Annotated in this window: 11 protein-coding genes, 1 tRNA gene, 1 other RNA gene and 2 pseudogenes; 10 read left to right on the forward strand and 5 right to left on the reverse strand. The window is 36.4% G+C overall.

Annotation, left to right across the window (positions count from 1 at the left end; all coding sequences use genetic code 11):
* The 3 genes and pseudogenes from M5121_RS11725 to M5121_RS11735 all read right to left on the reverse strand — a co-directional run.
* The gene (locus M5121_RS11725) at positions 1-864 is read right to left on the reverse strand and encodes a DUF6387 family protein (RefSeq protein WP_249571282.1); all 864 of its coding nucleotides are present in this window, start codon (positions 862-864) and stop codon (positions 1-3) included.
* Positions 865-1169: 305 nt separating this feature from the next.
* Positions 1170-1529: a transfer-messenger RNA gene (gene ssrA, locus M5121_RS11730) on the reverse strand.
* A 185-nt stretch (positions 1530-1714) separates the two neighbouring features.
* Positions 1715-1985: pseudogene (locus M5121_RS11735) on the reverse strand (hypothetical protein); the annotation flags it as partial.
* A 371-nt stretch (positions 1986-2356) separates the two neighbouring features.
* Here M5121_RS11735 and M5121_RS11740 point away from each other — a divergent pair.
* Together M5121_RS11740 and M5121_RS11745 are read left to right on the forward strand one after the other, a co-directional pair.
* Positions 2357-2980 (forward strand): MarC family protein, encoded by a 624-nt coding sequence (locus tag M5121_RS11740; protein ID WP_005158146.1) that lies wholly within the window; start codon positions 2357-2359, stop codon positions 2978-2980.
* Positions 2981-3200: 220 nt separating this feature from the next.
* On the forward strand, positions 3201-3722 hold the full coding sequence (locus M5121_RS11745) for an acyl-CoA thioesterase (RefSeq protein ID WP_005158145.1): 522 nt from the start codon (positions 3201-3203) through the stop codon (positions 3720-3722).
* Between the two features lie 132 nt (positions 3723-3854).
* Here the strand turns inward: M5121_RS11745 and M5121_RS11750 are convergent, their stop codons facing one another.
* Positions 3855-4070, reverse strand: a complete 216-nt coding sequence (locus tag M5121_RS11750) for a hypothetical protein (RefSeq protein WP_087537190.1) — start codon at positions 4068-4070, stop codon at positions 3855-3857.
* Between the two features lie 478 nt (positions 4071-4548).
* Here M5121_RS11750 and M5121_RS11755 point away from each other — a divergent pair, with 478 nt between their 5' ends.
* The 7 genes from M5121_RS11755 (at position 4549) to pgaD (ending at position 11280) form a co-directional block, all read left to right on the forward strand.
* Positions 4549-5580: a CobW family GTP-binding protein gene (locus tag M5121_RS11755; RefSeq protein WP_249571283.1), complete on the forward strand. Its 1032-nt coding sequence runs from the start codon at positions 4549-4551 to the stop codon at positions 5578-5580.
* Between the two features lie 57 nt (positions 5581-5637).
* Complete coding sequence (locus M5121_RS11760) at positions 5638-6168, forward strand: YaeQ family protein (protein WP_005158142.1); 531 nt, start codon at positions 5638-5640, stop codon at positions 6166-6168.
* A 19-nt stretch (positions 6169-6187) separates the two neighbouring features.
* On the forward strand, positions 6188-6529 hold the full coding sequence (locus M5121_RS11765) for an FKBP-type peptidyl-prolyl cis-trans isomerase (protein WP_005158141.1): 342 nt from the start codon (positions 6188-6190) through the stop codon (positions 6527-6529).
* Positions 6530-6915: 386 nt separating this feature from the next.
* Positions 6916-7311, forward strand: coding sequence for a hypothetical protein (locus M5121_RS11770; RefSeq protein WP_249571284.1), 396 nt, complete (start codon positions 6916-6918; stop codon positions 7309-7311).
* 252 nt (positions 7312-7563) lie between these two features.
* Positions 7564-9561, forward strand: coding sequence for a poly-beta-1,6-N-acetyl-D-glucosamine N-deacetylase PgaB (gene pgaB, locus M5121_RS11775; RefSeq protein WP_249571285.1), 1998 nt, complete (start codon positions 7564-7566; stop codon positions 9559-9561).
* A 15-nt stretch (positions 9562-9576) separates the two neighbouring features.
* Positions 9577-10833, forward strand: a complete 1257-nt coding sequence (pgaC, locus tag M5121_RS11780) for a poly-beta-1,6-N-acetyl-D-glucosamine synthase (RefSeq protein ID WP_005158135.1) — start codon at positions 9577-9579, stop codon at positions 10831-10833.
* A 30-nt stretch (positions 10834-10863) separates the two neighbouring features.
* A complete protein-coding gene (gene pgaD, locus M5121_RS11785) occupies positions 10864-11280 on the forward strand; it encodes a poly-beta-1,6-N-acetyl-D-glucosamine biosynthesis protein PgaD (protein WP_249571286.1) in 417 nt (138 codons plus the stop codon).
* Between the two features lie 134 nt (positions 11281-11414).
* Here pgaD and M5121_RS11790 read toward each other — a convergent pair.
* Positions 11415-11500 (reverse strand) — tRNA-Leu (locus M5121_RS11790).
* 208 nt (positions 11501-11708) lie between these two features.
* Between M5121_RS11790 and M5121_RS11795 the strand changes: the two are divergent.
* Positions 11709-12833, forward strand: a pseudogene (locus M5121_RS11795) (alkaline phosphatase D family protein); the annotation flags it as partial.
* Positions 12834-12917: the final 84 nt, after the last annotated feature.

Genomic DNA, 12917 nt, shown 5'->3' on the forward strand with positions numbered 1-12917 from the left:
CTACTTTTTATCTGCTAGATAAAACATGTATGCAGATTCATTACTTTTTGAATCTAAAAGTTTTTTTGTAAATGGAATAATAGTTTCTCTTAGTTGCTTTCCAGTAAATTGTCCTTGAGGAAATAAAAACTCTGCCAGTGTATCGTACTCAATATGTTGTTCTGTTAGCTTCTGCCATAAAAGGACGTCAATGACCTGTAGTGTTCTAAAATTTTTAAACTTTCTTATAAACTCTTTAGGCGGTAGAAGTTTTGGCTTGTGCTTTAGCTGCTTTCTCAATTGTATTAAATGCTTTTTTACGTCCGCTATAATTGCATCATCGGAAAAATCTAAATTAATACTAATAGCTGGGTATTCATCATAATCATCCACATTCTCCCTTAATGCATATTTAGCACGAATTTCTATATCGTCTGTGGCTTCCTTTAGTGGCTGTATATATGGTCTACAATCAAATAAAAATCGCGGAAATATCTCCATAGGTTTTTTGCTGTTGGGTATTTTCCCTAGTTTTGGATACTCAACATAAGTCTGCTCTGCAAAGCCCTCAATCAATCTCAAATAAAACTTTTTGTCATCTTCAATTATTTGCTCAATAGTCCTTGGGGGTGGGGTATATTCAATGCGTTTGCCATCAATAATTTTAAAGCGTTTTATTGTTATAAATTTCTCATCTTTAAGGTCATCGTCTGTAATAGGAGTAATGTAATCATCCTCAAATATCTGGTTGATTTGAAATGAGATATTTTGTCGTTCTTGGATTTCGTGAGCTAATTTCACCACACCACAATTTTTATAATATTCGTCATATCTTTTATTATTGAAAAACTCAGGTATTTTCCCCTTATCGCTAATACGCTTCAATTCATGCCTCCCGCACATCCCAATAAAGTAGTTAAGCCAATCCGATTGGGTGTCCGACTTTCGGGAGCTAATCTAAACTTAACAAAATGATTATAAATTATACTGAGTTATACATCAGAATATGAATTTTAAATATACGTCATCTTTTGTCGTAGTAACTAGTTAATCTAATGAGCTATTCACAGAACTTAATTCAAAAGCAGTAAATGCTTATTCGTTTGCAATAAAAAAGGCTTAAACCATTACAGTTTTAAGCCTTTTTAATTTTGTATATCATCATGTGACAGCATACAAATTTAGATATTTGGTGGAGATGGCGGGAGTTGAACCCGCGTCCGCCAGCACTACACTCGAGAATACTACATGCTTAGATATCGTCTATTGTTTTAACATCAAGCGACCCGACGAACAGGGTACAAGGTGCGATCCTCTAAGTTTGGTATAAAGCCCCGAGGCTTGACTTTATACGGACTTGTGTGCGTGCGCTTCGGTCGGGTTCACTGACCACAAGTATTCAGTGAAGCGGACAAGCTGCCCTTAGGCAGCTAGAGCGTAAGTTTCGTCGTTTGCGACTATTAAAATGCAAATTTTATTTACGAGAGAAAATGCGCTCTCGGCATGCATCTATGAGCTTCATCACCAGCGTCGAAGCCAATAACATCCCCATATATGAACGAGCATCATAGCATAAATATTGAAAATTTAAATCTAAATTTACAGGCTTTGAGGTTTGTGATTAAAAACCGATCTAATTGAAATTATAAATTAATTGCATGTCTTTAAGAATTGGCTTTTTAACGTTTAGTTAAATTGGAACTTCAAAGAAGCAATATATATTTAAATCTCTTCATTAAAACAATAGCATATGACTCGGCAGCTTAGGTTCATGCCAACCAACACCTAAAGCCCGAATAAGATCTACGCTAGCAATCATTCGACTGCCATGAAGCTGTGCAGCGAGTTGCTCTTGCTGCAAGATTCCAGTCCGAATCAATCACATCCAGATAGCTGATACTGCCTTCACGATAACGCAAATGTGAAAGCTGATTGGCATGTAGGGATGACGCAAGTGCTTGTACGTGTGCCTGTATTTGCTGATCCAGAATACGCTGATCAGACAGTTCATATACTGATTAAATCCTTATTTTACATTTTCAATACTAGTTATATACAGCGCTACAAATTTAAAGAAATATGAATATGCGAACATATTCAAACTGGTTAATTTTTATGATTTTACGGTTCATAAAAACTATTTATCAGTTTTTCGCTGTTTATTTGATCGCAATTTTTGCCTGTATCACTTATGAGTTTTTTTTAAATTAACTAATTTAAGATACGTGGGTTCAAGCGATGATACTGTTTTTTAAGTGTTGAATCGCAGCATATGCATTCTTTGTTTGATTAATCAGTTGGAATCGTTTTGAAATTCTATTCTCATTTACTTTAACTAGAACGAAGTTTAGGTATTAATCGTAATAACGGAAGTTTTATGTTTTCACCCTATATCCATGCATTTGCATTGTTTTTTTCATTATTGAATCCGTTCCTGATGAGTGTCTACATGGTCGGGATGATTCGGAATACCGATGTAAAAGTATTTAATAAAGCATTGATTCAAGGGAGCTTAATTGCTTTTGCTGTTTTTGCATTATTTGCATGGGGGGGTGAGAATATTTTTAGTCGCTACCTAAATGTAAGATTTGAATCTTTCCAAATATTTGGTGGACTAATTTTTCTTGTAATTGGTTATCGTTATGTGTTCCAGGGTGCAGAAACAATCGGTGAAATGCGTGGTGCTCCTGAGCATTTAGCAGGTACGATTGCTATGCCTTTTATGATCGGACCAGGAACAATTAGTGCTGCGGTTGTCACAGGCGTGAGTGTTCCATTTGGAGGAGCAATTGCTGTGATTGCCCTCACATTGGCGTTAACTTGCAGTATTCTTATCGCGATGAAATACGGACACGATCATTTACGCTACAAGCATGCGAAGTATATTGATCGTTACTTTGACATTATGGGGCGTTTATCTGCTTTACTGATCGGTACAATTGCTGTCGATATGATCGTTAATGGCGTGATGGGACTCATTCAAGCTACAAATTTAAATTAAATTATTAGATATAAAATTTTGTATGATGAGTATTTATCTTGTTAATAACACATTGTTAATTTTAGATAAAATCTAATAAAAAGGGTCTATATGTAATCCTACTGAAATAATGTTTCGATCTATCATAAAAATAGTTGATGATGTTTTATACATTTATACGTATTTTTACGTTGAGGAATGAACGATAATACACATGTTGTATTCTCCTATGAGTTCTCCTATGTATCCATTAGATCAATTGAACCAAGCACCTGATGATCAGTCAGAGCTTACAATGTCAGTTTTAATGACACCTGATATGGCAAACTTTTCAGGTAATGTTCATGGTGGAGCAATTTTAAAACTGCTTGACCAAGTTGCTTATGCTTGTGCAAGCCGTTATTCAGGCAGTTATGTTGTGACATTGTCTGTTGATAAAGTTAATTTTAAAGAGCCAATTTACGTTGGTGAATTAGTCACATTTTTAGCGAGTGTTAATCATGTAGGACGTACTTCTATGGAAGTCGGTATTCGTGTAGAAGCACAGAATATTCAAAAGCGTACAATCAGACATACCAATACCTGCTATTTCACCATGGTTGCTGTGGATGAGGAGCGTAAACCTAAAGTTGTTCCGACATTAAAATTAGATACGGATTGGAAGCGTTGTCGTTTCGAAGCTGCAGAACAGCGTAAGGACCTACGTTTACAAGAAGTACAGCAACCTTCTTGCAGTATTTTCAAAAAAACTAGCCAGTGTTGATTTATTCATCACATTCCTAGTGATCTAAAAAAGATCGAACCGCAGCATGGTTCGATCTTTTTTTATTTGTAAAGATGAATCAAATCATTACAAATGTTGTTCTAAAGGGTCTGGAGGAACCTGAAGATCAAATTATTTACTAGCCGTCGGAGCAGCCGATGTTGCTGCATCACTCGCTGTGGTGTCTGTCGTAGCTGGATTTAGAGTTTCAGGTTGCTCTTGATTTGATACCACGACTTTCTCTTCGGTGGTTTTGGTGCTATGTGATTTGTCATGAGCCGAAGCTGCAAATGTTGTTGCCGCTGTTAAAGCAAATGTTGTCGCAATTAAAGTCTTAATGAGTTTCATGTTTGGCATCCATATTTAAACTTAATTAAAAAATTACAGCTTCAATTCGAGAGATGAGTGAGAACAAATCTTGAATTTCTGCATGAGATTTATGCTAAGTGCCTAAGTTTTTTACAGCAATATTCTTAACAATCTTTTACGGAAAACTTAACAATAGAGCATCATAAAACGTGGTTTTGTGAGGCGCTTGTAAAGTTATATGCCTGAACCTATCAATAAAATGTATATAAATATGTATTTTTGATTAAAAAATAATCTGTGATTTTACGTGTTTTAAACAAGAGCTTTCTTTTGCAAATAGTTTAATAATTGGATAAAACATTTATATATTAGTTTTAAATAGTATTTTTAGATTAATTTTGTGATTTAATTCACTCTATTTTTATTTTTAATCGAATTGTTTTATAAGTTTCATTCTTTATTTCATTTCGCATATTTTTCTCTTTAGAATGAAATAAATTTTTAATGCGAGTAAATCGTGAAGTTCATTGCTCCCAAAATTGTTCCTACTCACATTATTTCTGGTTTTTTAGGTGCAGGTAAAACAACGCTATTGCAGCATTTATTAACTCAAAAGCCTGAAAGCGAAGTTTGGGCTGTTCTAATGAATGAGTTTGGGCAAATAGGTGTTGATCAACAACTGATTACCCAACAACAAGGCTATGCTGTCAAAGAACTACTTGGTGGATGCTTGTGTTGTAGCAGTCAACTTCCTATGCAAATTGCACTAGCTCGCTTACTCAGTGAAAGTAAACCTGATCGTTTATTTATCGAACCAACGGGTTTAGGTCATCCTGCACAATTATTGGAACAACTGACCGAGCCACATTGGCAAAGTAGTTTAGCAATGCGTGCTTTGGTGATTGTTGTAGATGGGAGTCGTCTACATGATGAAGATTGGGTTAAACAGAACTTATATACCGATCAACTGAAATCTGCCCAAATCGTAGTCCTCTCGCATATTGATTGTATGTCAGTAGCAGATCATCAAGCCTATGCTGCTTTAAAACAAGAATATGACACTTATGTCCAGCATTGGATTGAAGTTGAGTGTGGCAAAATTGAATTGTCTCAGATTGATATTGTGCAACAACCTGTACAACGTAAGATCCAACCTTTACTCAAGTTACAACAAACACAGGCTATTGAGCCTCCGTTAGAAATAAAACAACTTCCATATCATTATGAAGAAACGGCCCAAGGTTATACCGTTGCAGGTTGGAAATTGCCTAAACGCTGGCAATTTAAATTTTTTGAACTGTTAGATTTGTTGTGTACGCAACGAAATTGGGTCCGTATCAAAGGGATATTTAATACGGATCAAGGTTGGAAAAGTTTTAACTTTAATCCTCAACAATTTAACTATAAGTCTGCTGAAGAGAGTATTGATAATCGAATTGAAATTATTTGCCAATCCGAACAAGATTGGTTGGTGTTTGAAACACAATTATTAAATTGTCGCCTTGATCTAACTGATGCTCAAAATGATGAAAGCCGATATTTTCTGTAATAAAATAGAGTATGCTTAGCGCCAAATTTGAGTACACCGTATTTAAGAGTATTTTTTATGGCGCTAAAAGCAACAATATATAAGGCAGATCTGAATATTGCCAATATGGATCAGCATATCTATGCAGATTATCAGCTAACACTTGCCTTACATCCGTCAGAGACTATTGAACGTTTGATGGTTCGTATTCTTGCTTACGCCCGTTATGCCGATGAGCGATTAGAATTCACCAAAGATTTGTTTGAAACGGATGAGCCTGCGTTATGGCAAAAAGATTTAACAGGGCTTTTAGAAAACTGGATTGAAGTCGGTTGTCCATCTGAAGATAAAGTGAAAAAAGCCAGTGCTCGTTGTAAAAAAGTGGCTGTGATTACCTACGGCTCACAAGCTGCTGATTGGTGGCAAAAAAATACCAAGATTAAGACTTTGAGTAATGTGGAAGTTTGGCAATTAGCATCTCAGACTACACAGGCACTTGAAGGCTTATGTGAACGCACGATGCAATTACAGCTTAATATTATGGATGGAGAATGGACTTTGTTAAGCGATAACGGTCAAGTCGATATTCAATGGTTACAATTGCAATAAATCAGGTTGGGAGAAAAAAATGAGCGCTGAATTACAAATTATTGATTTAAAAGTAGGTGAAGGTAAAGAAGCTGTTAAAGGTGCTTTAATCACAACACACTATACAGGGTGGTTGGAAGATGGTACTCAGTTCGATTCTTCAATTGATCGCGGGAATTATTTTGAGACTGTGATTGGTACAGGGCGAGTAATCAAAGGTTGGGATCAAGGTATCATGGGAATGCGCGTTGGTGGGAAGCGTAAATTAATCGTACCTGCACATTTAGCTTATGGTGAACGCAAAATGGGAAAAATTATTCCAGCAAATTCAAATCTGATTTTTGAAATTGAATTATTTGATGTTAAAACTCGCGACGAGTGATTTAGTCTCAATGATGCAAAGCATGATGGCATTAATTTGATTGCTTCATTCATGCTTTGCAAAAAAAAAGTACAAAAACAATACAAATCAAAAAAATGATTTAATCTTAATATATTGATTTTAAAAATTTTTATTTAAATCTTCTGTTTTTAACAATCTGCTTAAAATTATTGATTCTATAGAAGGTTCTGTATATCTTTTAAACAAAGAGCAATGCATTTTGAATCAAAGTTTTTACAAAAAATGTGATGTTAATTTACCTTTTGGAAAAATTGCTTTTAATGTTGCCATCCATGATCAGCAGATTCATAAACATGGCGAGGTAAATTATAAAAAATCTATGCTTGTGTTAACGAGCACCAAAAAATTGAGTGAGTGAGGCAGCTATGAATGATTATTTGGATATTACCGCTTCTGAGCTATTAAAAGAATTACATAATTTTTTCTTGATTAATACTTATAATGGCGCTGAAAATGGTTTTTGGGTCAATGAAAAAGCATTGATTGATAAACATTATTGGATGGATGGAGAGAACAAGGTCGAGATTATACGAGAGCTGAGTCCTTCACATCAGCATTCACATCCTGACTATCAGATTACCTTATTATCTCCATTAGAAGGGAATGTCCTCTTGCTACAATATGATGGCGTGAATAAAAAGATTCAGACATTCCGCCGTGGTGAATGGGTAAATCGCTTATATAAATATTTTTATCAAAAAGAACGTTATTATTTACAACAACTTTCTGAGCATCCAAATTTTCAGCTCATTCAATATTAAGCTTTCATATTTAGCTCACTAGGTTCTTAATACGTATCGTGTTAGGAACCTAATTACATATTGCTAAAATATTGATGTATATTGCGATAAAATTTATAAAATATTTTTTTAAGATTATTTTCAGTTTTTAAAATTATAAATACAATCCTTGCTCCCAGCTGACTCGCTAAAAATCTTATTTGTCCACAAATTGTAAGATGATTCATGCATGATTCGCGCTCAGCCATTTTCGAATATTGAGAAGATATCTCTATGACAACACGTTTAGTGTCTCCGACCTTAAAAACATTTTTAGGTCTAATGATTGGTTTAGTTGCGAATACAGCAACTTTTGCAGAAAATTCCAAAATTGATGCGACAACGTTAACCGTCATTGGTTATCATGAAATTACCGACCATAAAGATGCACTCATCCCAAGTTATGCAGTAACAGCACAACAATTCAGCGAGCACATCGATTGGTTACAAAATAATGGCTATCACTTTATCAATGTCGATCAACTGATTAAAGCACATCAGGGCAAATATACTTTACCCACTAAACCTGTGTTATTGACAGTAGATGATGGTTATCAATCTTTTTATCAAAATGCTTATCCAATTGTACGTGCGAAAAAAATTCCAGTTGTATTAGCAGTTGTCGGTTCTTGGTTAGAGCCAAAAGCTAGTCAAAAAGTGGACTTTGGTGGGGAAGAGATTACGCGCAATAAAATTTTGAGTTGGAATGAACTCAAAGAAATGCAAAATAGTGGCTTAGTTGAGATCGCAAGTCATAGCTATCATTTGCATCGAGGAGTAAACGCAAACCCTCAAGGTAATTCAGAACCAGCAGCGATTACTCGAATCTATGATTCAAATACGAAAACCTATGAAAGCGATGCAAATTATCAAGCACGTGTTTATCAAGATTTAAAGAAAAATAATGAATTATTGCAGGCACATGGTTTACGTTCACCACGTGTCATGGTCTGGCCTTATGGTCGCTACAATATGCAATTAGTTCAAATTTCTAAACAATTGGGTATGCCGATTACCATTACTTTGGATGATGGCGCTGATCATGCCAAACAATCGATCCAAAATATGGGGCGTATTTTAATTCAAGGAAATATGTCAACCAATGCCTTGGCACAAGAAATTAAGAACCGCGAACTGAATTTGAATGATAATAATCGTCCGCAAAAGATCATGCATGTGGATTTAGATTATATCTATGATCCAGACCCACAACAACAGGAACGCAATTTAGGTAATCTGTTAGATCGTATCAATGCAATGGGAGTCAAGACTGTTTATTTACAAGCATTTTCTGATCCTGATGCAAATGGTTCTGCTGATATGGTGTATTTCCCAAATCGTCATATTCCAATGCGTGCGGATTTATTTAACCGAGTAGCTTGGCAAATTCAAACACGTACGCCAGTACAGCGTTTGTATGCTTGGATGCCTTTACTTGCATGGGAATTACCTAAATCAGACCCAGTGTCAAAGGATTTAGTTGTCACGCAACAAGCAAAAGCAGGCGAGCATTTGAATATGGGGTATATCCGCTTAAGCCCATATTCACCAAAAGCAAGACAAACCATTAAAGAGATTTATCAAGATCTTGCAAAATCAACGCCATTTGATGGCCTGTTATTTCATGATGATGTGACATTATCTGATTATGAAGATGCAAGCCCTCAAGCACTAGCAGCCTATGCGAAACAAGGTTTGCCAACGGATCTGGCTAAAATACGAAATAATGACGACAAGTTACAGAAATGGACTGCTTATAAAACGCGTACCCTAGATGATTTTGCAATGGAGCTCGCAGGTGAGGTGCGTCAATATCAGCCTTATTTGATGACTGCACGTAATTTGTATGCGCAAGTTGCCCTTAACCCGTACGCCGAAAATTGGTATGCACAGTCTTTAGAAGAGTCATTAAGACGTTATGATTTCACTGCAATAATGGCAATGCCGTATATGGAGCAATCGGATCATCCCGAAAAATTTTATACGGATATTATGAATCGGGTGAAACAATATCCAAACGGGATTAAAAAGACAGTGATGGAGTTACAAGCCATTAACTGGCGTAATGATCAGAAGATTCCTTCTGAAGAAATGGCAGCAACAATTAAGTCACTTTACCAACAAGGTGCGATGCACATTGCATATTATCCAGACGATCCGATTAAAGAACACCCAGATGTGGAAACGATGCGTAAGGCATTTGCTTTAAAATCATCACAATTAGTACCATAACGGAGTAATGTGTCGATGAGTATAATTGCTTTATTATGGGCTTATGCCATTAAGTTTGTTTTCTATTATCCATTATTTATGTCGTATTTATGGATGGTTGGGGCAATTATTTTTTATTGGAAAGAGCGCCAAGATCCTCCATATCAGCAGCCAGCAACTTTGCCTGAATATCCTAAAGTTGCTGTACTCGTTCCTTGTTTTAACGAGGGGGATAACGCAGAAGAAACCATTAGTCATGCTTTGCAATTAGATTATCCAAACTTTGAAGTGATTGCGATTAATGATGGTAGTTCTGATAACACGGGCGAAGTGCTGGATCGTCTCGCGATGCAGCATGAAAAATTACGTGTGGTACATCTTGCTCAAAACCAAGGTAAAGCGATGGGACTACAAGCAGGCAGTTTAATGACTGATGCTGAGTTCTTGATTGGTATTGATGGTGATGCCTTACTAGATCCTCATGCTGCTAAATGGATGATGCGTCATTTTCTAGAAGACTCAACAGTTGCAGCAGTCACAGGTAATCCACGTATTCGTACACGTTCAACTTTATTGGGACGTATACAGGTCGGTGAGTTTTCTTCAATTGTTGGCATGATTAAACGTGCACAACGTACTTTTGGCCGTTTATTCACAGTCTCAGGTGTGATTACAGCGTTCCGTAAAAGTGCCGTACATCAAGTTGATTATTGGTCTCCAAATATGTTGACTGAAGATATTGATATCACTTGGAAATTACAACGCGCAGGTTGGGATGTTCGTTTTGAACCAAATGCTTTGGTTTGGATTTTGATGCCAGAGACTTTTAATGGTTTATGGAAGCAACGTTTGCGTTGGGCGATGGGTGGGGCACAAGTTCTGATTAAGAATATTGATGTATTCTTTAAACCAAAACTTAATTTTCTCTGGCCTTTAATGTTGGAGCTTTGCTTAACATTAGTATGGTCATATTTGATGTTGATTATGGCTGTCATGTGGTTGTTACATTTTGTATTTACAATCCCAGCCCTTGCTATCGTTAGTTCACCATTTTTACCATACGGTAGTGGAATTTTATTAGGTGCGACCTGTTTAATTCAGTTTGCTTTAAGCAAATGGATGGATAGTCGTTATGAGCCAAGCCTAGGGAAAAATTATTATTGGATGATTTGGTACCCATTTGTGTTTTGGTTAATTACGATTACTGCTACAATCGTCGCCTTTCCAAAGGTACTGTTGCGTGGTGATGAAAAACGCGCCCGTTGGATTAGCCCAGATCGTGGAATTCGTTGAGTCGCAAGATTCATTTTGCTGAGACTAGAAATGAAAGCAAATAGTTTGATTATCGATGTACGTCGCCAACTCCCATGGCATAAGCGTTATTTTTCTACGACCACAACAGCAATGATGTGGGCAGGTTGGCTGCTATTATGGCGACCATTTATTTTGGTTTGGGTGTTAATTGAACTGCAAAAAACGCATCTTGCACAACGTTTAATGGCTGCATTCAGTCAAGGTCTTGAGCACGGAATTACAGCACTTTTCATGTGTGCGGTAGCATTATTATTATGGGGGCTTTTACCTTCAAAATGCGTACATAAAAAACATGCAATTGAAAAAGCACTACCTGATTATGCACGTTATTTTGAGTTGCCTGAACAAGAAATTCAAGCTGGTCGCCAACAAAAAGTAACCACGCTGCATCATGATGAAAATGGTAAGATTATTAGGGTTGAATAAAATTTATTCGATTGAGAAGTATAAATGCCTTAATTTTAATTAAGGCATTTTTTTATGCTTGTCTTAAATTTTAGACATAAAAAAACCAGCTTACGCTGGATTTTTATTTGCACCATAGTTCATTAGTTGAAAAATGGTGCCCGAGGCCAGACTCGAACTGGCACGCTTTGTGGGCGGGGGATTTTAAATCCCCTGTGTCTACCGATTTCACCACTCGGGCATGTGGGCAATAATAGAGGAGACTTTAAAACTTGGCAAGAGTAAAAAGTATTAATTGCTTTCTTTTCAATCAATTCATGTGTTTATCAGATAAAAATTAAGCATTGTCATATAATTTTCATGATTATTTCATCAAACTGAGATCAAACTTTCATTTAAGCAACTTAGTTTTAATTATTTAAAGTAATAAAATTAAGGTAGCTATCCAAATGACAGCAAAAATTTCACGACGGGAACTCATTCAAAAAAGTTTATTCGGATTTGGGGCATTGTCTTTATCTGCGGGATTTACAGGATGTAATGACAGTTCAGATCAAGAAACAGCGACATTACAAGTTAATTTTGAACATGGCGTTGCCAGCGGTGATCCACTACAGGATCGCGTGATTTTGTGGACACGCTTAACACCAAGTGATAGCAGTGCACGGTTGCAAGTCACTTGGGAAATTGCGTTAGATCAGCAATTCAAGCAAATTATTAAAACCGATAAAGTCACTACCGCTGCTGCACAGGACTTTACTGTAAAGGTAGATGCAATTGGATTAAAACCAAATCAAAGCTATTTTTATCGTTTTGTTTTCGGTGATAAAATTTCGCCAGTAGGTCAGACTAAAACCTTGCCGACCAGTACATCAAAGGTTAGTTTTGCTGTGTGCTCGTGTTCTAATTATCCAGCAGGTTATTTCTATGTCTATCGGGAAATGGCAAAACAGAATGTAGATGTCGTGATTCATCTAGGCGATTATATTTATGAATATGGTGCGGATGGTTACGCTACAGAAGAGGCAGTCAAATTAGGAAGAACACTGGCGGCTGACAACAACAAAGAAATTATTAAACTGGATGACTATCGCAAACGCTATGCCTTATATCGTAAAGATAAAGACTTACAAGCTTTACATCATCGCCATCCTTTTATTGTGATTTGGGATGATCATGAATTAGCAAATGATGCATGGCGAGAAGGTGCTGAAAATCATACTGAAGAAACAGCAAATGCAAAGAATGAAGGTAAATTCTCTGAAAGAAAATTAGCAGCATTGCAAGCTTATTTTGAATGGATGCCGATTCGTCCAATTGATGATCAGCATATCAAGATTTATCGACAGTTTGATTTTGGTAATCTCGTTCAGCTTACTATGTTGGATACACGTATTATCGCGCGTGATCAGCAATTAGATTATGTAGATTATATGACCGCAAATGGTTTGAATGCTGCAAAATTCCAAGCGGACTTAACCAACCCTGCACGTACTTTAATGGGATATACCCAACGGGATTGGCTACTCGGAAAACTTCAACAATCTAATGCAACATGGAATGTTTTAGGTCAACATGATGTGTGCTGAATTAGCAGGAGACTTTCACTTGGGAGATTCTAGGCAGCTAACCGATAAAAGTCTTCTGCCATTTGATTT

The organism is Acinetobacter sp. ANC5681 (genome assembly GCF_023488045.1).
Lineage (GTDB): Bacteria > Pseudomonadota > Gammaproteobacteria > Pseudomonadales > Moraxellaceae > Acinetobacter.